The organism is Latilactobacillus fragifolii, assembly GCF_905332535.1.
Taxonomy (GTDB): Bacteria; Bacillota; Bacilli; order Lactobacillales; family Lactobacillaceae; genus Latilactobacillus; species Latilactobacillus fragifolii.
In genome coordinates this window covers 114,555-136,911 of the sequence record NZ_CAJOCF010000003.1, presented here as the reverse complement: position 1 = coordinate 136,911, position 22,357 = coordinate 114,555, and the positions used below count along the sequence as shown (strand labels likewise).

Genomic DNA, 22,357 nt, shown 5'->3' with positions numbered 1-22,357 from the left:
AATCTAACGTTGGAATGCGTATACTAAATAAGCGATTATGGATTACGGAGGGATTAGTATTGTGTTAACTTTGAATATGATTAAGACAATCATTTTAGGGATTGTTGAAGGCTTTACAGAATGGCTACCAATTAGTTCAACAGGGCATTTAGTGTTGGTTGGCAGTGTGTTGAAACTTGATGAATCAAAAGCGTTCATCGATATGTTTAATTATGTGATTCAGTTTGGAGCGATTATGGCGGTTGTTGTTTTATACTTTCATAAATTAAATCCATTCTCATCACATAAGAACCAATTAGAACAAAAACAAACATGGACGTTGTGGTTTAAGGTGATTATCGCAGTGATTCCATCAGTGATTATCGGATTTCCATTGAATGACTGGATGGATGAACATTTGATGAAAAATTGGATTGTTGCCAGCATGTTGATTCTATATGGGATTTTATTCATTGTGATTGAAAATCGCAACAAGACTGTCACGCCCAAATTTGCTGATCTCAACACGTTACCTTGGCTGACCGCCTTTTGGATTGGCTGTTTCCAAGCTTTATCAATCATTCCCGGAACATCCCGTTCAGGCGCGACTATTTTAGGGGCAATTATTTTAGGCACATCACGGTTTGTGGGTGCTGAATTTTCTTTCTTTATGGCAATTCCAACCATGGTCGGGGTCAGCATCTTGAAAATTGGTAAATTCTTGCTCCAAGGTAATACCTTTACCGGTGATCAATCAATTATCCTATTAGTAGGCATGCTAGTTTCATTCATCGTCTCAATACTTTCAATCAAGTTTTTAATGGGGTATATCAAGAGAAACGATTTCAAAGTCTTCGGTTGGTACCGCATTATCTTAGGGGTGCTCGTCTTAGGTGCAATGCTATTTGCTTAATGAGTTAAATTTAAATTTGGAGGGATTCATCCATGATAATCAAAGAAGTGTGTGTTGAAAATTTTACTAAAATTCCAGCAGCAATCCGCAATGGCGCTAAGCGAATCGAGTTAAATGACAACTTGGCTGTCGGTGGCACGACGGTCAGCCGTGGTGTGATGGCTGAATCAATCCGTTATGCCCATGAACATGATGTACCAGTGATGGTGATGATTCGTCCTCGCGGGGGGAACTTTGTTTATAATGATCAAGAATTAAAAATCATGGAAGCTGATATCTTTTCCGCTCAGGAATTAGGGGCCGATGGAATTGTCCTTGGTTGTTTAACAGCTGACAATCAAATCGACGAAGAAGCAATGGAAATGTTAATTGGTGCTGCTAGCGGTATGCAAGTTGTTTTCCATATGGCTTTCGATGAAATTGCTACAGAACAACAAGTCGCAGCGATGGAGTGGTTAATTGAGCATGATGTTAAACGAATTTTAACACATGGTGGTCCATTGGCCGCTCCCATCAATGAAGCCCATTTAAAAATGTTAATTCAAGCTGCCGACGGGCGGATTGTGATTTTACCGGGTGGTGGGATTACAGCCGACAATGCCGACGCATTAACAGAACGGTTACAACTTTCTGAAGTACACGGTACCAAAGTGGTCGGAACATTATAAAATAGTAAGCGCCCTGTCATCTGAAAATGACAGGGCGCTTTTGTTGTTTGAATAGGCTAGTCGTGCATCTAAGTAATCCTGAGTCGCAAACAATTGCTGCGCAATTATGCACCAGTCTGCGTTAATCCTTTGTGAATTAATAACTGACATCGGATGCTTTAAATTTTTTCAATTGCCAGTACTTGTCCTTGGTCGACATTAACGGCCTTGAAATGACATACTCGGTAATTAGTTGGTTCTAACCGACTTAAATCCGCGATTAAGTAGTCGATTTCTTCTTGCGTTTCATTGAATCGGGGATCGATGACGAATACGATTAAACCGCCGCGATTAAGCCGTGAGAGAATCTGATGGTAGGCGGAAATTGTCGTGTTAGGTAGGGTAATATGTTCAAAAGAATCTGGACTGAGGGTTCCTAAACTAAAAATGGCGGCTTGCGCTTTTAATTCAGGTGGTAAAGCAGTGATAATCCGCTCGTGCCCCTGATTAAGCAAAGTAACCTGACTCGCTTGGTTGGCTTTGATGAGACGCTCCGCGCAGCTGTCGATGGCTTCTTTTTGAATTTCAAAACCGTAGACCTGTCCAAAATCAGCAACACGCTCTGCTAAAAATAAGGTATCATCACCGTACCCCACGGTAGCATCAATAACAACATCGCCGGGCCGGATTGCTTGGTCTAATAGAAAATGGGCAAATTTAGTGGGATGATTAAGTATCATGTGTTAGGACTCCTTCAAATGTAATAATTTAAAATGAATAAAGCAGTACCATGAACCGCCAAGACACGCCGTTGCCAATAAAAAGCCAGCTAAGACATCGCTCGGATAATGAACGAGCACGTAAATTCGGCTAAGACCGATGCCAAGGGCCAGTATTAAACAGCTACCAATCACTATTTTTTGCCAAACGGGTTGGTGAATTAAGTAGTAGACTAAGATGCTTAAAGTCCCCAAAAAAAGGAGCGCTCCCGAGGCATGGCCACTAGGGAAGCTGTAGCCACCTGCGTAGACTAGATGGTGAAAGGGCGGTCGCGGTCGTTGGATAATCATTTTAATCAAGTAGTTAAGCGTTGAAAAAACGGTCATGTTGATGACTAAAAAGCAAGCCGCTGCCCATTGTTTAAAGCTTAGTAGGCCAAGGGTGACAATGGTGGTCAAAATCATTATACTATAGGGATTGCCAATGGACGTAATCGCAATGCTGATGCTATCCATTAATGAGGAAGAAAGCGAACGGACGCCAGTTCTGATCATGGCATCAAACGGTGCAACCCAAGCCGCATGATGCATCACGCTAATTAAAATCATTAGAAAACTGATTGTCCCAACAATGAATAGACTAGCCGAAAATCGTTTGGTCATTTTAAGAAATCCTTTCAAAATAAGCAGTAATTAGAGACAAAGAAGATTACCAAATGATACAATAATTATTGAGCATAAGCCAACTAAAAAAGTAGTTATGTGATAGGATTGTTTTTCCGCTTTATTAATATTATAATAAAGTTTAAATGAAGCTCAAGCGAATTGTGCCACAGGTATAATAATGAAAATTCGGAGGCGTTAGAATTGAAAGAGACTAGAAAACAGCGAATTGCAGCTCAAAAGGTAAGCTTACATAAGCAAAAGCGGGAAATTAGAATTAAGAAAGTTCGGAATGTGACGACTTTTGCAGGAGCAACCGTCTTGATGGGCTCAGCAATTGCCCCTAGTTTTTCGAATCGCGCCAAAGCCGCCACTGAAGATGTATTAAATAGTGCCAACAATGATGACCAAGTTGCAACAGCTGATACAACAAGTAGTGCAACTTCATCAACAACTCGTTCAAGCGCAACAACCAATGAGTCCCAAGCAGGTCAACAACCGGTTGTTAAACCGCAAGTGACTGAAAATGAGGCGACAAAGGTGGCCACCCCACAACCAGCACCCTCTCAGGCACAACCAATTTCTGGGGTCCAAAGCACAAGTGCCAATATCGCAACAGCTGGGGTTGTTATGGCATCTGCTAATTCAAGTGCACAAAACTTTATCAATTCCATCGCTAGTTCAGCACAACAATTAGCTGGTGATAACGATTTGTATGCTTCTGTTATGATTGCCCAAGCTTCATTAGAATCAGGATTCGGGAGCAGCGGTTTAGGTTCGGCCCCTAACTATAACTTGTTTGGGGTAAAAGGAACTTATAACGGTAGCTCCGTTTACATGTGGACTTGGGAAGATGATGGGCACGGGAACATGTACCAGATTCAAGCTGCCTTTAGAAAGTATCCTTCATACTACCAATCATTACAAGATTATGTGCATGTACTACGTAATACATCATTTGGTTCAACGCCTTATTATCAAGGTGCATTTAAGAGTCATACCAATAGCTATCAAGAAGCCACACAATACCTACAAGGACGCTACGCAACAGCGACTAATTATGCCTCAAGTTTGAACCGCTTAATTCAACAATACAATTTAACGCAATATGATACACCAGGAACTAATACTGGTAACAACGGAGGGACAACCACCCCAACGAACCCAATCACCCCTGAAAATGGGACACAATATACGGTTAAAGCAGGCGATTCTGTCTGGGGGATTGCTAACCGGTATGGTATTTCGATGAATGATTTAATCAGTTGGAACAATATTAAGGATAACCTAATTTATCCAGGCCAAGTTTTGACTGTTTCAAAGAGCGCAACAGACGATAATCATAGCGGAACAACCACCCCAACGAACCCAACCAACGGTGATCAGTATACGGTTAAAGCAGGGGATTCAGTTTGGGCGATTGCTAACAAATACGGCATTTCAATGAACGATCTCATTAGTTGGAATCATATTACGAATAATTTGATTCATCCTGGCGATGTTTTAATCGTCTCAAAAAACACAACTGATCATCCAAACAATAATAATTCGAATAACAATAATGATAATCAACCTTCAAATAAGACTTACACCGTGAAAGCGGGGGATTCCGTCTGGGCAATTTCGAACCGTTACGGCATTTCAATGGCTGACTTGGTTAAATGGAATAATATTCGCAACAACTTTATCTATCCTGGTCAAAAATTAGTAGTTAGCCAAGGCGCAACATCCGGTAATGCAAATAATCATTCAAATAGTTCAAATTCAGGCCAAACTTCTGGCAAGAGTTATACGGTTAAAGCTGGCGACTCTGTCTGGGGGATTGCTAAGCGTAACGGTATTTCGATGGCGCAATTAATTGAGGCTAATCATATTAAGAATAACTTTATCTATCCAGGCCAAGTCTTGACATTAACAACTGGCGTGACAGCACCAACATCTGTTGGTAAGACTTATACGGTTAAAGTTGGTGATAGTCTCTGGTCAATCGCTCAAAGAAATAATACAAGTGTCGCACAATTAAAATCAGCAAATAATTTACATTCTGATTTAATCTTGGTTGGTCAAGTCTTGAAATTAAAGTAAGAGTTTGGTATGCTAAAAACAATTATTTAACGTTGAGAGGGATTAGTAGTTAAGTGGCGATGTTCAGAGAGCGTGTGGTGAGTGTGAACACGACATTAAACTTAGCGAACTCGCCTTTGAGTTTTCTATTGAAATTAAGTAGATAGGAACGTCAGCCACGTTACGGCCAGAGAGTTGCCCAGTTTGAACTGGGCAGAACTTAGGTGGCATCGCGGTCAATTCGTCCTATGGTATTTATACCATAGGACTTTTTTATTGACGTTAAATGAACAAAAAAAGGAGTGTCTGACATGACTTACAATCATCGCGCGGTTGAACAAAAGTGGCAAGCCTACTGGCAATCACACAAATCGTTCAAAACAACAGAAGATAAAAATAAGAAAAATTTCTATGCATTAGATATGTTCCCCTATCCTTCAGGACAAGGTCTACACGTTGGACATCCTGAAGGTTATACAGCGACTGATATCTTAGCTCGGATGAAACGGATGCAAGGCTTCAACGTGTTACACCCAATGGGCTGGGATGCATTCGGTCTCCCTGCTGAGCAATACGCATTGGATACAGGAAACAATCCTGCCGATTTTACACAAAAAAATATCAATACATTCAAACGGCAAATCAATTCACTTGGTTTCTCATACGATTGGGATCGGGAAATCAACACAACGGATCCGGATTTCTATAAATGGACGCAATGGATTTTTGAAAAAATGTACGAAAAAGGCTTGGCTTATGAAGCTGAAGTTGCTGTTAACTGGAGCCCAGATTTAGGAACAGTGGTGGCCAATGAGGAAGTGATTGACGGCAAAACAGAACGTGGTGGGTATCCTGTTTATCGGAAACCAATGCGTCAATGGATGTTGAAGATTACGGCTTATGCTGATCGTTTGATTGACGACTTAGACCTTGTTGATTGGCCCGAAAGTGTTAAAGATATGCAACGCAACTGGATTGGGCGTTCAAAAGGCGCCGAAGTTTCATTTGCTGTTGAAAACCATGATGCCAAGATTGATGTCTTCACCACCCGTGCGGACACATTATTTGGTGTCAGTTACATCGTGATGGCGCCAGAACATAAATTAGTGGCTGACATCACGACGCCTGAACAAAAAGCGGCGGTTGATGCTTACTTGAAAGAAATCGAACACAAAAGTGATCTTGAACGGACTGACTTGGCTAAGGATAAAACGGGGGCCTTTACTGGTGCTTATGCGATTAACCCAGTGAACGGCGAACGGGTACCAATCTGGATTTCAGATTACGTTCTCGCTTCATACGGGACAGGTGCTGTGATGGCTGTCCCTGCGCATGACCCGCGTGATTGGGAATTTGCGAAGAAATTTGATTTACCACTGAAACCAGTTGTGGCTGGTGGTAACCCTGAAGAAGCCGTTCATACAGAACCGGGTGTGATGATTAATTCAGATTTCTTGAATGGCTTAGATAAACAAGCGGCCATTGATAAGATGATTGAATGGTTAGTAGCGCATAATGCTGGTCATGCACAAGTTAGTTACAAGTTACGTGACTGGTTGTTTTCACGGCAACGCTACTGGGGGGAACCAATTCCAATTATTCATTGGGAAGATGGCACCACATCAGTCGTTCCAGAAGATCAATTACCACTTAAATTACCATTAACAAGTGATATCAAACCTTCCGGCACAGGTGAAAGTCCACTTGCCAACTTAACAGACTGGTTAAATGTGACGGATGAAAATGGGCGTAAAGGCCGTCGTGAAACCAATACAATGCCACAATGGGCGGGGAGCTCTTGGTATTATCTCCGGTATATCGATCCTAAGAACCCTGATAAATTGGCCGACTTTGCCAAGTTAAAAGACTGGTTACCGGTTGACATGTATATCGGTGGTGCAGAACATGCTGTTCTTCATTTATTATATGTGCGTTTCTGGCATAAGTTCTTGTATGATATCGGCGTGGTGCCAACTAAAGAACCGTTCCAACACTTATATAACCAAGGAATGATTTTAGGCGATAACCACGAAAAAATGTCCAAATCAAAAGGCAATGTTGTTAACCCTGATGATGTTGTGGATCGTTTTGGTGCCGACACATTGCGCTTATACGAAATGTTTATGGGCCCATTAGACGCTTCAATTTCTTGGAGTGAAAAGGGCTTGGCTGGTGCACGTAAATTCTTGGATCGGGTATGGCGTTTATATACTGAAGAAGATACGGATGAAAACGACCAACTTTCAAGTAAGATTGTTACTGACAACGACGATCAATTAAAGAAAAGCTACAATGAAACGGTTAAGAAGGTTACAGAAGACTTTGAAAGCATGCACTTTAACGTGGCCATTTCACAATTGATGGTCTTCATCAACGATGCGTATAAGGCTGACACATTGCCACGTGAATACGCAGAAGGCTTCGTGAAGTTATTAGCTCCAATTGCTCCCCATATGATGGAAGAATTATGGGCAATGCTTGGCCATAGCGATTCAATCAGTTATGAGGCCTGGCCAACATTTGACCCAGCAGCCTTGGTTGCAAATGAAGTGGAAGTCATTTTCCAAGTTAATGGTAAGCTAAAGGCCAAAGTAACCGTCGCCAAAGATACACCAAAGGAAACGTTAGAAACGATGGCAAAAGCAAACGAAAAAGTTGCCGAATTCATCGCAGATAAGACAGTCCGCAAAGTGATTACCATTCCGAATAAATTGGTTAATATTGTCGCAAACTAAGCTTGCACAATAAGTTAATTATTTTCTGAGGATTAACCTAGTTAGTGATTTGGGCTCGATCAAGCAGTTACTGTTGGAAAACAGTGACTGCTTTTTTATTTAAAATATGGAATGGTCATGTTAAATCTAAACGCTCGTTAAAGCCCTCTTTTTTCATAAAGTTTTGTTAAAGGAATTGCAAGGCCTAGAGCAATCAACTAAAATGGTAGGAAGATGCTTTTTGACGTTTAATAAGGGAGTTATGGGAAATGACCAATTCACCTGAAACAAAGGCGACGGATAAATCTTCACAAAGTAAGATGTTACGGGGCTCTGCTTGGATGACCGCGGGGAGTATTTTCTCGCGGATTCTAGGTGCCATCTATGTGATTCCATGGCCAATCTGGTTTGGCGCAAATTTCTTACAAGCCAATACATTATTTGCACGTGGTTACCAAATTTATAGTGTTTTTTTAGTTATATCGACGGCCGGAATCCCAGGGGCGTTATCGAAACAAATTGCCCGCTATAATGAAATGAATGAATACGGGATTGGTCAGCGTCTTTTCAGAAAGTCGTTGATTTTAATGTTAGCAATGGGAATTTTATCAGCACTTGCGCTCTTTGCGTTAGCCCCTGTTTTAGCGGCGGGTGATTCACGCATGGTACCGGTCTTCCGATCATTGAGCTGGCCACTTTTGATTATTCCATTGTTGAGTATCATGCGGGGCTTTTTCCAAGGCTATGCCGAGATGGCCCCATCTGCGATTTCGCAATTTATCGAACAAGCAGCGCGGGTATTGTATATGACTGTGTCGGCTTTCATGATTATGCAAGTGTTAAAAGGTAGTTACGTGGATGCTGTGACCCAAGCGACGTTTGCTGCATTTATCGGCGCCGCCGCTGGTTTGTTATTATTGGTTTTCTATTATCTCAAACAGCGTGGCCGGATTTCAGCGTTAGTGGCCAATAGTAACAATGAACTAGAGGTGTCAACGACTGATTTGTTGAAGGGGATTGTGCGCCAATCGATTCCCTTCATCGTGATCGATGCAAGTGTCAACTTGGTCTATATCATCGATCAATACACATTTAATCCGATGATGCACGATTTCGTGATTGCCAGTGATCATCAATTGTATAACTTATATGCTTTATTTGCAGCCAATGCGAATAAACTGATTTCAATTACTGTTTCATTGGCTGCCGCGATGGCGGTGACGGCAATCCCGTTAATGTCCGCCGCCCATGTGCGGGGCAATCAAAAGGAACTGCAACACCAAATTGGCAGTACATTACAACTATTTAACTTGGTAATGATTCCAGCGGCCTTTGGGATGGCGGCTGTTGCGGGACCGCTGTATACGTTATTTTATGCGCATGACACACTTGGTATCAGCGTTTTACAATTTTCGGCTTATATTTCAATCATGCTCGGGTTATTTACAGTTCTAGGCGCTGTGCTTCAAGGACTCTACCAGAATCGCCTAGCATTGTTTTACTTATTCATCGGGTTCATCGTTAAAATCGTGGCGCAATATCCAGCCATCTATTTTTTCCGGGTATACGGCCCGTTAGTATCGACTGGCTTAGCCTTTGCGACAAGTTCGCTTTTAATGATTGCAGCACTACACCGCTATTATCACTTTGCATTACGCAAGACTATTCGGCGTTTAATCGGCGTCTTGGGCTTTTCACTAGTGATGTATTTGGTCACGGCAGGGGCCGTCAAGGTGTTATATCTCGTCTTTAACCCGTATAGCCGTCTACAGAGCGTTTTAGTCTTAACAATCAGTGTGGGCCTTGGGGTGGCTGTTTACGCCGTATTAGTGCTTAAATCGCGCCTAGCCGACTATGTTATTGGTAATAACTTAGATCGCTTCAGAAGAAAGTTGAGAATTAAATGAGAATTGATCGGTTTTTAAGCCACATGAACGTGGCATCACGCAAAGAATTGAAGTCGTTTTTTAAAGCCGGACGCGTGCGCGTTGATGGAACGGTGGTCAAGGATGCGAAGTTCAAAGTGGACGAGGCGACAATGGTCTATGTTGACGATGAACCAGTGCGTTATCAAACCTATTTTTATTGGTTGCTGAATAAGCCGGCAGGGGTGGTTTCGGCGACGACTGATTCACAGAAAACGGTGCTGGATTTGTTAAAAGATACTGATCGCCGGGATGATTTATTTCCAGTCGGCCGATTAGATAAAGACACGACTGGTTTATTATTGTTGACGAATAATGGTGATCTAAGCCATGCTTTGTTGAGTCCGAAAAAGCATATCAGCAAAGTTTATCGTGCGACGATTGCCGGCGTTGTGACGGCCGATGATCAAGCACAATTTGAAGCGGGGCTTGTGTTGAGCGATTTTACGGCCCAACCAGCGCAGCTTGACATTTTGAATGTGGATACCGCTCAACAGGTAAGTCAAATTACGATTGAGATTCATGAAGGTAAGTTTCATCAAGTGAAACGGATGTTTCATGCGGTTGGTAAGGAAGTTTTGACGTTGGAACGGATCAAGATGGGACCACTTGAATTGCCGGATGATTTAAAACGGGGCCAATACCGGGCCCTTACAGAAACAGAAGTGACATTACTTAAAGCAAATTAAAACAGCAACTTTTTGAAAAAAGTTGCTGTTTTTTTAGGATTGGTGTGCGATTTTTGCCATATAGTGGGGCAAGGTTTGAATGATTTGGCTGGGAAGTGTAACATATTGGGTTTTGGCGAGTTCATCGGCAATCGCGCTGTGAGTATAAACGGCGGCACAAATGGTCTGATAGCTGGTCCCAAATTGACCACAAAAGGCAGCAATGATGCCCGTTAGTGTATCACCACTGCCACCGGTTGCCATTGAAGGGCCCCCAATGGTCAATTGTTGGACCTGTTCATGCTGATAAACTACAGTATGATGCTTTTTAAGCACGAGTGTTGCATTAGGATAAGCGGTGAGGGCGGCTTGATTAGCAGCAACTGTTTGTTGATCAATGGAGAGGTTGCTGAGGCGAGCCCATTCCATTTGATGGGGAGTTAAGATTAAATTGGCGTTTGGTAACGGTATATGTTCACGTCCAATTAGGGTTAGGGCCGAGCCATCAATGATGACTGTTTGTTTCGGGTGAACGGTTTGTAACAGGTTCTTGAGTAATTGCCCAGCAAATGGACTAAGTCCGAGACCTGGACCGACAACAAGCACATCGGCTGATTGAATAATAGCACGCCACTGGATGAAAGGTTGTTGATAATCAATAAACATTGCTTCAGGTAAGCGGGTGTGTAAGGCTGTCAGAATACTTAAGTCACTGGCAACTGAGACTAATCCGGCACCAGCATAAACAGCCGCAGCAGCGCTCATTATTGCCGCACCACCATATTGCTGACTACCACCAATAATCAAGATCCGGCCGAAATCACCTTTATGACTGATGGCCGGTCGTTCTTTTAAAACTGCGCGAACGGTTGCATCTGTAATAACTTGCATATGAATTCCTCCCTTATTAACCATTATTATAAGCGAAATATTAATAAAGGGGTATTGGCAGGACTCCGCAACACTGGTACAATAGACTTGTAACACAATCGCCCGTGTGGCGGAACTGGCAGACGCGCAGCGTTCAGGTCGCTGTTTGGGTAACCAAGTACAGGTTCGAATCCTGCCACGGGCATTATGGTTTGAAAAGAATCGCTATCGATTTGGATAGTGATTCTTTTTTTGTTCAAAAAAAGAATCGGCTGCAATGATTTTTTTAGACCATGGTTTAACAAAAATGATTAGCATTATTCAAAAAAAGTTATATCAATTTTAAAGAATTAAATCATTAGTAGAATACAATGGCTTTAAATAAATGCTTGCTTGTCAATACGGTTGTTAAGTAAATCATAAAAATGGCTAAGGGCTACAAGCGCTAAACAACAGCGTAGTTAAAGCTATATTTAATGAATAAAAAGCAGTATAAAGTCATTAACTTTCAATAAGAAATATTAACGGGATTAAAACTTATTGTAAACACCTTTTTGTTAGTACCATTAATTTTAGCTATTTACATTTAATAAATTTATATAATATAATGCCTGTGTAGCAGAGTAGGATTACTAGTTCGTATAATGTAGGCCCTCAAAATAGATAGAAGGAGTAATACTTATTATGAATAATCAGTTACTAACGCTTATTAAATGTCGTAATATTTTAGATCAATTATTTGTTACAGTTTTGCAAAATATTGATTTATCACTCGAACAATATTTATTGATGGAAAAAATAGATCGCGAAAAAGAAGAAACGCCGGGCAATCTTGCGGCTTGCATGGGCGTTTCTCGACCAGCCATTTCGCGTCAATGTCAATCGTTGGGTGAGAAAGGATTGATCGAACGCGCTAATGTAGGAAGTTTTATCGGTGATAGTCGTAAGGTCTACTACCGCCTTACAAATAAAGGCAAGCAATTGTTATTGAAGATTAGACTAAATAGTAATGACATGATTAATAGTTTAGATTCCGTATTTGACACCACCAATTGGAATGAATTTGATAACCAAATCGCACTGATGGCTGATGCCGTTAAAAAAGCATTCAATATTAATGAAATTCAAGTTTGAAATCAGATAGAATTTTAATGGAGCGTGGCGATTAGGTGTTGTTGGACGGGAGGTTACAAGCGATATGGATTTTGCCAATTGTAAATGTAACCGATTGCGATGAACTGTTAAAAACGGTACATTATAAGGTATCTAAGGAATAAGCGAGGGCTCAGTATGACAATTAAATTAATCGCATCCGATATGGATCATACCTTATTAACCGAGCGTGGACAGTTGCCGCCAGACTTCGTACCAACCATTCATCAACTACATGCTAAAGGGATTCAATTCGTAGCGGCTAGCGGTCGACCAATGTACACGTTAGAGCAAATGTTCCCAGAATTTGCTGACACCATGGTTTACGTCAGTGATAACGGCGGCGCAATTGCTTATCAAGGTAAAACTTTATTCAAGAGTTTATTACCATTAGCCGATTACCAACGAATGGTACAATTTGTTAATCAAACAGCCAATAACATTGCTGTGATTTGCGGGATGGATGCGGCGTATGTCGAAACAAAATACCAAGCTTATGACGCGACTTTACGCCAGTTTTATGCCAATATTGAATACGTGCCTGATTTGACGCAAGTTAGGGTGGCAGCCAATAAGTTTACGATTTATTTCCCAGGAAAAGATAGTCAGGCACAATACGAAGCTGTCTTTGCACCTGAATTTGAATCAGCCTATTCGGTTACAGTTGCCGGTGTTGAATGGATCGATATTATGAATCAGGGCATCAATAAAGGCCATGCGATGCGTTTTTTAGCGGATTATTTCGACTTGACGCCGTCGCAAATGATGGCTTTTGGTGACACTTATAACGATAAAGAAATGCTGCAAATGGTTGAACATAGCTATTTGATGGGGAATGCTGCTGACGATATGAGGCCATATGCGAATTACCGCGCCGACACTAATGAAAACTATGGGGTGTTAAAAGTGATTCAGAAATTGCTTTTAACACCTAATCAGCGATAATTGATGTTGCAACGTTCACTTGATTGTTATTTAACCATGAAAGCGGCCACTGAGTATTAAATCGTTTGGAAGATTGAGCTATTTTTCATGGCTAATCCGGCTAATTCAGGATGTAAGAGACCTAAAAAAAGCCGCCAAACAACTATTAAAGTTGTTTGGTGGCTTTTTGCGAATGTTTAAAGTTGAACATCATCGTTAATTCGCGTTGCACGTGAGAAGTATTTTGAATAGAAGCGACTGATAATCCCCCAGTAATAAAAGACGAGGGCCAATGCGCTAATTAAGGCGAAATCGAGTGGATATGGAATCACATTAATGCCGTTAAATTCACGACTGCCTAAAAATGAAATTAATGAGAGTAAGGCAAGATAGGTAATTAGCCATAGACTTCCTTTGAACTGCGCCCAAGTATTTTGCCAATGAATGCGGTATTCGTAGTAGAAATAAAAGGGCAAGCCAAGCATGATGACACCAATTACCTTGATTGTTGTCGGCCACATAGCCCAGTAAGTCGCTAAACTAGCCAAAACAAACGATAGTGGCGACATCATCTTCATCCAAGGTGAGTGAACTGGCCGGTTCATATCCGGTGCCATTTTACGTAATGACATCACGGTGACTGGGCCGGTTAGGTAAGCAATCAACGTTGCCGTTGAAATCACGCTAGCTAATGTTCCCCAACTTCTAAAAATTGAAACAAGTAACATGCTGACGATAGCGTTGATAACCATCGCGATTCGGGGAATATGGTAGTGTTCATTCATGCGCCCCACAATGGCGGGCATGTGTTTATTTTGCTTAAGGGCAGCTAGTGTTCGTGCGCAAGAAGCGACAAAGGAAACGCCGGTTCCAAATGGGGAAATAAAGGCATCTAAGTAAAGTAAGACAGCCAACCAATGGATCCCCAGTAATATTGCTAAGTCAGCAAATGGCGATTGGAAGTTTAAACCGTGCCAACCGACCTTTGCCAGGAGTGCAGGTGAAACGGAACCGATAAACGTCACTTGTAACAGTAAATAAATCACAATACTAATACCAAGGGAAATCGCAATGCCGCGCCCGATATTTTGTTTAGAATTACGGATTTCACTACCGACATTGATCACCGTTTGAAAGGCATTATAGGAAAAGATAATCCCCGAAATCGAAGTGGCCGCAAAAATTTTGGCAGCTCCATAAGGCATAAAGGTGGCCATTGAATGGCCGAAATTGCTGGTATGAAAACCAGTTGAGACTAACATGATAATCGTTAATAATGGCACACCTAATTTAAAAATCGCAATGAAACTGGTAAAACGGGTCAAGAATTTAACTGACCAAAAATTTAAAAGGGTGAAGACGATGATGAAGGCAAAGACGATGAGCAAGCCACGATTAGAAATTTCAGCGTGGTGCATAAAGTGATTCGTCCAATTGGCCCAAGCCCATGGCCAAGAACTCATGTACTGTACGGCGGCAACAGCTTCAATTGGGATAATGGTAACTAATGACACCCAATTGGCCCAAGCCGCAATGAAACCGAGTAATGAACCGTGACTATATTGGGCATAGTGACTCATACCGCCACTTTCAGGAAACATCGTCCCGAGTTCAACGTAATTAAAGGCAATTGCACCAATCACAATTGCCCCGACAATCCAAGAGATGATGGCTGCTGGGCCAGCTACGGTTGTTGCCTCCCATGCACCAAACAACCAACCAGAACCGATGATGGAACTTAAACCGAGCATCACTAGGCTAAATAAACTCATTTTGTTCTTCTCTATCATAAAAACCTCCTGTGTATGGTGTGACATTATAGCAACCATCACCGGCGGTTTCAAATTAAAAATGCGCCTAAAATCAGGATTAATGCCTGTTAAATTAGCAATGGAATCGCCTTCTAAATTAATTATCAACCATTAAAAAAACCGTCACAAAAGTGGCGGTTGAATGGTTAATTTAAGTTAATAACCCCGTTGAATGGCGTCTGTTTGTTTAAAAAGATTTAATTTGCGTTCGTTCCAAAATGTTTCAGACATATCGCGATAAAAGATCGCAGTCTGACAATCTGGGCAACGTTTAATACCGTATTCAATTGAGGCCTGGCATGCAGGACAATGAAAAGCGGTTGATTCAGGCATTGTATTTTGTGAATCGGCCATTAAAAGGACTCCAATCAAGTTATTATCAACAGTATACCGCATACATATGTTATTTGTTAAGCGTTTAACCTTTTTTTTTGAAAAAAATATGCACAAATCGAAAATAATGTGCTATACTATATCAAGTAATGCGAGTGTAGTTTAGTGGTAAAACTCAAGCTTCCCAAGCTTGCGTCGCGGGTCCGATTCCCGTCACTCGCTTAAAAGAATCTTTCAAAAAAGGCCCTGACAAAATGTTTTGTCAGGGCCTTTTTTTAGTTAATCTCATAGAGCCTGTCTAACTGACAGGATATTATTTTAGGACTTAAGGCTGATTGTTTACTCAAAAGTGCTCTGATACAGTATAATTATTATCTAGCGACTAAAACTCGTAACACTTACGAGCAATCTAAGCAGTGGGAGCGGACGACATTGACATTATTAGAAATTAAAGATATTCATAAGTCCTATTATATGAATAAGACCGAATTTAAAGTCTTAAAAGGGATCAACCTAACATTTGACCGCGGTGAATTTGTTTCGATTCTTGGAGAATCTGGTGGCGGGAAATCAACGTTACTAAACATTATTGGCGGGTTAGATCATCAATATGAGGGGGAACTCATTGTTGATGGGACATCCTTAAAGAATGCATCTGAAAAGAAATTCGATGCTTATCGGAGCCAAACGATTGGCTTTATTTTCCAAAGCTTTAATCTAATTAGTCATTTGACTAACTTAGAAAATGTGATGGTGCCACTTGAAATGACTGATCTATCCCATAAGGAACGTGTTGCCAAAGCGACTGCTTTATTGGAACAAGTTGGTTTGAAAGAACATATTCATAAACACCCCAACCAATTGTCAGGTGGGCAAAAGCAACGGGTCGCTATTGCACGGGCCTTGGCTGCTGATCCAGACGTAATCATTGCTGATGAACCAACCGGCGCATTAGATAGCCAGAATACGACTGAAATTCTCGAAATTTTGCAAAAAATTGCCGAAGATGGCAAACTCGTAATCGCTGTGACCCATTCACAGGCAGTTGCTGACCATGGAACGCGGGTTGTGCACATGGTTGATGGTCAAATTGATTATGACAAACAATTAAAACCGGCTTACCCAGCGCCAACTGGTCCAACAGCTAAGAAGAGTAGTCCATTGAGTTTCATGTCTGCTTTTAAAATGGCGATGCAACATATGCGCTATGATATTAAGCGAAATTTACTCATTATTTTAGGCGCGTCAATTGGGATTTTCTCCGTCATTTTAATGCTTGGCTTGGGTCAAGGCGTGACGGGCTACATTAATGACCAAATTTCATCGCAAGTTAATCCAAATACGATTCAGATTGCGCGAAACGTTACGCGTAAACAGATTGAAGCCGGTGAACAAGGCAACTTAGCTGATAAGGATATCAAACGGTTGAACAAGGTTAAAAACGTTACGAAGGTCGAAAAGGGCTATTACACAAATGGCGTGCAAGTGCACTACCAAAAAAAGCGTGAAACAGTCCAAATGTTCCAAACGTTCAATAAGACTGAACGCATCCAAGATATTAAGACTGGGACTAAACCGAAAGCCAACGAAATTATTTTAACGAAGGCTATGGCTAAGAAGTTCGATAAAAACTATAAGAAAATGGTTGGTCGGACAGTAACCATTTACGTGAATGCCATCAGTCAGGATCAACGCCCTGTACAAATGCGCCAAGACGTGAAAGTTTCAGGGATTATTAATTCTGGGACTGAAGCCGTCACATATGGCACCTTAGCTAAAATGTACCAAGCTCAAGGGTTAACGTTTGCACCGAACTTTGCGGCGGTTACGGTTAATAAGACCCAAAATGTTAAAGCCGTCCAAAATAAAATTAAAACCTACAGTAGCAAAGTCAATGGTAAAACCCAGAAGGATTACCAAATTACTGGGGTCGGCGCAATCCTCGATTCAATTAACACTTACTTGATGTTAGCCTTTTATGTCTTAGCTGGGATTGCTGGTATTTCATTACTCGTTTCGGCAATTATGATTATCGTGGTATTGTACATCAGTGTGTCAGAACGAACAAAAGAAATCGGGATCCTACGGGCAATCGGTGCGCGGAAGAAAGATATTCGGCACTTATTTGTTTCAGAAGCCTTCTTGATTGGTTTATTATCAAGTGTTCTCGGGGCCGGAATTGCTGGATTGGGGCAATTGGTTGTCAATGCGCTCGCACAACCATTAACGCATATGCCAATTGTGGCAATTACCAGTGGCTATGTTCTATTCGGGATAATAATTAGCGTTATTATCAGTCTCTTAGCGGCCCTAGCACCATCACGTAAGGCAGCTAAGTTAGATCCAATTGAAGCGCTCGCGGCAGAATAATTGCGCTTGAAAAGTGCAGCTAAGTTCTATATACTAGTTATCAAGTTCGAACAGTCAAAAGAATAACGTCAACAGCGATTTATAGCGAGCTCATAGATGGTGTAAGGTGGGTAATCAAGTTGATGCGGCGCGCTTTTGGTTGAACAATTGCATACTATTGAGTGGATCGATTGATCAATCAGAGTGGTACCGCGGGAATTCTCGTCTCTTTCATTTATTTGAAAGGGACTTTTTTTGTTCACAAATATTAAGGAGGCTATCAACATGGATTTTAAACAACAAGTAACCACTGCCTTGATGGGCGCATTAGGAGACAGTTTACCAGCAGATAAAGTAGCACAACTCATTGAAACGCCAAAAACGTCAGATTTAGGGGATTATGCTTTTCCAACGTTTATCTTAGCGAAAACATTACGGAAAGCACCCCAACAAATCGCTCAAGACTTAGTTGCAAAAATAGATCAGACAGGCTTTGAAAAAGTCATTGCCAATGGCCCATATGTCAACTTTTTCTTGGATAAGGCGGCTTTTAGTGACCAAATCTTGAAGACCGTTTTAACCCAAGCCGCTAAATACGGGCAAAGTGACCTTGGGAAAGGTGGCAACGTGCCAATCGATATGTCATCACCTAACATCGCTAAACCGATCTCAATGGGCCACTTACGATCAACTGTGATTGGCAATTCAATTGCTAAGATTTTGACAAAAGTGGGCTTCAAGCCAATTAAGATTAATCACTTGGGTGACTGGGGGACACAATTTGGTAAATTAATTGTGGCTTACAAGAAATGGGGAAGTGAAGCAGAAGTCAAAGCCGATCCGATTACGAACCTGTTGAAATATTACGTTAAGTTCCATCAAGAAGACGTGGCCCACCCTGAGTTAGATGATGAAGCACGTGCATGGTTTCGGAAATTAGAAGCTGGGGATGAAGAAGCGACGCAACTTTGGTCATGGTTCAGAAGTGAATCTTTGAAAGAATTCCAAAAGATTTATGATATGTTAGGGGTCGAATTCGATTCATATAACGGTGAAGCCTTTTATAACGATAAGATGGATGCCGTAGTGGAAGCAATCGAAGCAAAAGGTTTGTTACAAGAAAGTCGTGGTGCTGAAATCGTTGATTTGTCGGCATACAACTTAAATCCTGCTTTGATTAAAAAATCAGACGGCGCTACACTTTATATGACACGTGATTTGGCAGCAGCGATTTATCGGCACGATACTTATCATTTTGTGCAATCATTGTACGTCGTTGGTGGCGAACAACGGGAACATTTCAAGCAATTGAAGGCTGTTTTAAAAGAAATGGGTAATGACTGGTCAGATGATATCCACCATATTCCGTTTGGATTAATTACGCAGGGGGGTAAGAAATTATCAACTCGTAGTGGACGCGTAATTTTGTTAGAAGAAGTTCTAAACGATGCTGTGCAATTAGCTAGCGCTCAGATTGAAGCGAAGAATCCCGATTTGCCTAACCGCGAAGAAGTGGCTAAACAAGTCGGAATTGGCGCTGTTATTTTCCATGATTTAAAGAATGACCGTTTAGATAATTTCGATTTTGACTTAGAAGAAGTGGTTCGTTTTGAAGGTGAAACAGGACCTTATGTGCAATATACCAATGCACGCGCTCAAAGCATTTTGAGAAAAGCGAACCAAGAAGTCGTGTTGGAGGATCAATTAGTCGTTGCTGATGAGAATGCTTGGGATGTTTTGAAAATGTTAAGTAATTTCCCAGCCGTTATTGTCCGCGCAAGTAAAGAATATGAACCATCAATCATAGCCAAATATGCGTTGCGTTTGGCAAAAGCATTTAACAAGTATTATGCTAACTCTAAGATTTTAGTAGACGACGATCAAAAAAATGCGCGTCTATCATTGGTGAAGAGTGTCAGCATCGTATTAGAAGCCGCTTTAGATTTATTAGGGGTCCAAGCACCTAAAGAAATGTAACATTGGTTTTTCCCAAGCGTTAAAAAGCGAAGACTAATCAATTTTTAAGGATTCAAAAAGAAGCGATCATAATGGGTGGAGGTTTACGAATGGACCGATTAGCAGAAAATAAAAAAACAGTGACGGCCTTTTATGATCTCATGTTCAATCAATGCCAACCGGCTGAAGCTGTCAAACTATATGTTGGTGATGATTATCGCCAACATAATCCTGGAGTGCCAGACGGCAAGGCCGCCTTTATTGAATATTTCAATCGGATGGCCCGCGATTACCCAGGGAAACACGTTATTTTTCATAAAGTCATTGCTGAGCAAAATTATGTCGTCTTACATTGCGAACAAATTTGGCCGGGTGACGACAATTGGGCTGGGATGGATATATTTAAGTTAGACGATAATGGTAAAATCATTGAACATTGGGACGTCTTACAGACTATTCCAGAATCAGCGTTAAATAAAAATACGATGTTTTAGCAGCGTTTTTTTGTAAATCAAAAAGCCCCTATTATTGGACTAAATCCAATAATAGGGGCTTTTTAGGTTGTCCCAATAGACTATAAAAGACTAAATAGCGCTATTTGTCAGCGACAACTACCATTGATTTGATTGTTTTTCGATCCTTCATATCTTGGTAAGCTTGATTAATATTATCTAGCGTATAAGTTTTGGTGAAGACCCGACCAGGATTAATGGCCCCGTCAAGGACAGCTTTTAGTAAAATTTCTTTGTCATAAGTTGTGACTGAAGCTGATCCGCCGGCGATTGCAATGTTTTGGGCGAATGTTGAACCTAGCGCATGATTATTATAATGAGGAACACCCACATATCCAATGCGGCCACCATTATGCAAAACACCCAAGGCTTGGTCAATAGCGGCTTCCGTACCGACACATTCTAAGGCGGCATCGGCGCCACCACCTAAGATTTCACGCACTTTAGCAATCCCTTCTGCGCCACGTTCTGCAACTACCGCGGTAGCGCCAGATTGGCGAGCCATTTGTTGACGATCTTCATGACGACTCATTAGAACAATTTGTGAGGCACCACGCATTTTAGCGGCAATCACAGCACATTGGCCAACAGCACCATCACCGATAACGACGACTTTGTCTCCTTTTTGGACATTTGCACAGCGGGCAGCATGATAACCAGTTGGCATAACATCTGCTAAAGTTGTCAGTGATTTTAGCATCCCTTCTGTGTAGTCTGAGGGTTGTCCTGGGACTTTAACTAAAGCCCAATTGGCGTATGGGAAACGGATGTATTCTGATTGGAATCCGTTAGACCAGTTGGTACCACCTTGATGCCGATCACATGTGCCATCAAAGCCAGCCCGGCAAGCGTCACATTCGCCACAACCATGTGTAAATGGGGCGATGACAAAATCACCTGGTTTGACAGTTGTGATAGCTGAACCTACAGATTCAACAATGCCTAGTGCTTCATGGCCATCATTGACTGAATGTGGTTTTTTGTGATCACCGTTGGCATATGACCAAAGATCAGAACCACAGACGCAGGCACGAACGACTTTGATGATGACATCATCATCAGCTTGTAAACTTGGTTGATCAACTTCTTCGACGGCGATTAATCCCGCTTTTTCAAAAATTGCAGTTTTCATAAGTATTATACCCGAACCACTGAGAAGATTAATAACACTAACTCAGTGGTCAATTCCTTTCATTATTAAACTATTTTTTAGCGACTAAGATGGGGAATATAAAAATGGCTGCTTAACCTTGGCCATCTTTAAAAGCCGGATAGAGGGTCATGCCCCCGTCAATGAATAACGTAATCCCGGTGACGTAACTTGACTCTTCTGAAGCTAGCCATGCAGCACCAGCGGCTACTTCTTCTGGTGTCCCAATTCGATTCATGGGAACCATTGAAACGGTTTGATCATATTGAGCTTGATCAGCAAATTTTTCGGCGTTAATTGGGGTATTAATCGCACCTGGTCCGATAGCGTTCACCCGAATACCGTCTTTTGCATATTCCATCGCAATTGTTTGCGTTAGGAGTTTTACGCCACCTTTAGCGGCTGCATAGCTAGCAAAAGTAGGCCAAGGAATTTGTTCATGAACAGATGACATGTTAATGATATTCCCTTTTTTATGCTGTGCTTTGAAGTACGCTAGTGCGGTCTTAGCACCCAAAAAAACGCCAGTTTGATCAATTGTTACGACTTTGTTCCATGCTTCTAAAGTGAGTTCATGGGTTGGTGCTTGAATTTCCATACCGGCATTATTAACCCAGATATCTAAAGTACCAAAGTGATCTAAGGCAGTCTGTAATAGTAATTGATTGCCAGCTTCCGTCGCAACGTCAGCTTGGACTGTAACCGCTTGGCCCCCATTGGCGATTACTTGCTCAGCTGCTTCTTGGGCGCCCTTTGAATCACTATTGTAGTTGACGACCACGGCCATTTTTTCTTGGCCAAAGCGTTTAGCAATTGCTTTACCAATTCCTTTGGAGCCGCCAGTAATGACTGCGACTTTACCATTTAAATCTGTATACATTCCATCATCCTCTTTGTCAATAATATTGTGATACTGAGCATTGGTTTATTAAACAGCAATGACTGACAAAATATCAGTCATTGCTGCACATCGTCTATGATAATCCCTTAGAGTAGCTGTAAGTCAAG

18 protein-coding genes, 2 tRNA genes and 1 other annotated feature are annotated in these 22,357 nt (G+C 41.5%); of the genes, 13 read left to right on the top strand and 7 right to left on the bottom strand.

Annotation, left to right across the window (positions count from 1 at the left end):
• The first annotated feature begins 37 nt into the window (after positions 1–37).
• Together J7Q78_RS05250 and J7Q78_RS05245 are read left to right on the top strand one after the other, a co-directional pair.
• Positions 38–892, top strand: coding sequence for an undecaprenyl-diphosphate phosphatase (locus tag J7Q78_RS05250; RefSeq protein ID WP_173011548.1), 855 nt, complete (start codon positions 38–40; stop codon positions 890–892).
• A gap of 32 nt (positions 893–924) precedes the next feature.
• Entirely contained in the window at positions 925–1,560 is a 636-nt protein-coding gene (locus J7Q78_RS05245) for a copper homeostasis protein CutC (RefSeq protein ID WP_328798325.1), read from the top strand.
• A gap of 158 nt (positions 1,561–1,718) precedes the next feature.
• Here J7Q78_RS05245 and J7Q78_RS05240 read toward each other — a convergent pair whose 3' ends face one another.
• Positions 1,719–2,279, bottom strand: coding sequence for a class I SAM-dependent methyltransferase (locus J7Q78_RS05240; protein ID WP_208421958.1), 561 nt, complete (start codon positions 2,277–2,279; stop codon positions 1,719–1,721).
• A gap of 3 nt (positions 2,280–2,282) precedes the next feature.
• A complete protein-coding gene (locus tag J7Q78_RS05235; protein ID WP_208421957.1) occupies positions 2,283–2,921 on the bottom strand; it encodes a phosphatase PAP2 family protein in 639 nt (212 codons plus the stop codon).
• Positions 2,922–3,125: 204 nt separating this feature from the next.
• Here J7Q78_RS05235 and J7Q78_RS05230 point away from each other — a divergent pair, with 204 nt between their 5' ends.
• From J7Q78_RS05230 to J7Q78_RS05215, 4 genes are all read left to right on the top strand, one after another.
• Positions 3,126–5,006: a muramidase family protein gene (locus tag J7Q78_RS05230; protein ID WP_208421956.1), complete on the top strand. Its 1,881-nt coding sequence runs from the start codon at positions 3,126–3,128 to the stop codon at positions 5,004–5,006.
• 23 nt (positions 5,007–5,029) lie between these two features.
• Positions 5,030–5,237: a binding site (T-box leader), on the top strand.
• A 59-nt stretch (positions 5,238–5,296) separates the two neighbouring features.
• Positions 5,297–7,720 (top strand): leucine--tRNA ligase, encoded by a 2,424-nt coding sequence (gene leuS, locus J7Q78_RS05225; RefSeq protein WP_208421955.1) that lies wholly within the window; start codon positions 5,297–5,299, stop codon positions 7,718–7,720.
• Positions 7,721–7,968: 248 nt separating this feature from the next.
• Positions 7,969–9,606, top strand: coding sequence for a putative polysaccharide biosynthesis protein (locus J7Q78_RS05220; protein WP_154242396.1), 1,638 nt, complete (start codon positions 7,969–7,971; stop codon positions 9,604–9,606).
• Positions 9,603–10,313, top strand: a complete 711-nt coding sequence (locus tag J7Q78_RS05215; RefSeq protein ID WP_208421954.1) for a pseudouridine synthase — start codon at positions 9,603–9,605, stop codon at positions 10,311–10,313. Before J7Q78_RS05220 ends, J7Q78_RS05215 begins: the two co-directional genes overlap by 4 nt.
• A gap of 33 nt (positions 10,314–10,346) precedes the next feature.
• Here J7Q78_RS05215 and J7Q78_RS05210 read toward each other — a convergent pair whose 3' ends face one another.
• Positions 10,347–11,183, bottom strand: a complete 837-nt coding sequence (locus J7Q78_RS05210; RefSeq protein WP_208421953.1) for an NAD(P)H-hydrate dehydratase — start codon at positions 11,181–11,183, stop codon at positions 10,347–10,349.
• 100 nt (positions 11,184–11,283) lie between these two features.
• Between J7Q78_RS05210 and J7Q78_RS05205 the strand changes: the two genes are divergently transcribed.
• From J7Q78_RS05205 to J7Q78_RS05195, 3 genes are all read left to right on the top strand, one after another.
• Positions 11,284–11,367: transfer RNA gene (locus J7Q78_RS05205), tRNA-Leu, on the top strand.
• A 479-nt stretch (positions 11,368–11,846) separates the two neighbouring features.
• Complete coding sequence (locus J7Q78_RS05200; protein WP_154242393.1) at positions 11,847–12,296, top strand: MarR family winged helix-turn-helix transcriptional regulator; 450 nt, start codon at positions 11,847–11,849, stop codon at positions 12,294–12,296.
• A gap of 156 nt (positions 12,297–12,452) precedes the next feature.
• Positions 12,453–13,259 carry an HAD family hydrolase gene (locus J7Q78_RS05195; protein ID WP_208421952.1) on the top strand — a complete coding sequence of 269 codons (807 nt, stop codon included), beginning with the start codon at positions 12,453–12,455 and terminating at the stop codon, positions 13,257–13,259.
• 176 nt (positions 13,260–13,435) lie between these two features.
• Here J7Q78_RS05195 and J7Q78_RS05190 read toward each other — a convergent pair whose 3' ends face one another.
• Together J7Q78_RS05190 and J7Q78_RS05185 are read right to left on the bottom strand one after the other, a co-directional pair.
• Positions 13,436–15,028 (bottom strand): APC family permease, encoded by a 1,593-nt coding sequence (locus J7Q78_RS05190; RefSeq protein ID WP_208421951.1) that lies wholly within the window; start codon positions 15,026–15,028, stop codon positions 13,436–13,438.
• A gap of 177 nt (positions 15,029–15,205) precedes the next feature.
• Positions 15,206–15,403 (bottom strand): hypothetical protein, encoded by a 198-nt coding sequence (locus J7Q78_RS05185; RefSeq protein WP_154242391.1) that lies wholly within the window; start codon positions 15,401–15,403, stop codon positions 15,206–15,208.
• A gap of 130 nt (positions 15,404–15,533) precedes the next feature.
• On the opposite strand from J7Q78_RS05185, the gene J7Q78_RS05180 reads away from it, so the two are divergent.
• The 4 genes from J7Q78_RS05180 to J7Q78_RS05165 all read left to right on the top strand — a co-directional run bounded on the left by J7Q78_RS05180 (position 15,534) and on the right by J7Q78_RS05165 (position 20,181).
• A tRNA-Gly gene (locus J7Q78_RS05180) sits at positions 15,534–15,604 on the top strand.
• Positions 15,605–15,814: 210 nt separating this feature from the next.
• Positions 15,815–17,752, top strand: a complete 1,938-nt coding sequence (locus J7Q78_RS05175) for an ABC transporter ATP-binding protein/permease (protein WP_208421950.1) — start codon at positions 15,815–15,817, stop codon at positions 17,750–17,752.
• Positions 17,753–18,016: 264 nt separating this feature from the next.
• Positions 18,017–19,708 carry an arginine--tRNA ligase gene (argS, locus tag J7Q78_RS05170; protein ID WP_208421949.1) on the top strand — a complete coding sequence of 564 codons (1,692 nt, stop codon included), beginning with the start codon at positions 18,017–18,019 and terminating at the stop codon, positions 19,706–19,708.
• An 89-nt stretch (positions 19,709–19,797) separates the two neighbouring features.
• Positions 19,798–20,181: a nuclear transport factor 2 family protein gene (locus J7Q78_RS05165; RefSeq protein WP_154242388.1), complete on the top strand. Its 384-nt coding sequence runs from the start codon at positions 19,798–19,800 to the stop codon at positions 20,179–20,181.
• A gap of 100 nt (positions 20,182–20,281) precedes the next feature.
• Here the strand turns inward: J7Q78_RS05165 and J7Q78_RS05160 are convergent, their stop codons facing one another.
• On the bottom strand, positions 20,282–21,331 hold the full coding sequence (locus J7Q78_RS05160; RefSeq protein WP_208421948.1) for a zinc-binding dehydrogenase: 1,050 nt from the start codon (positions 21,329–21,331) through the stop codon (positions 20,282–20,284).
• A 112-nt stretch (positions 21,332–21,443) separates the two neighbouring features.
• On the bottom strand, positions 21,444–22,229 hold the full coding sequence (locus J7Q78_RS05155; protein WP_154242386.1) for a glucose-1-dehydrogenase: 786 nt from the start codon (positions 22,227–22,229) through the stop codon (positions 21,444–21,446).
• Positions 22,230–22,357: the final 128 nt, after the last annotated feature.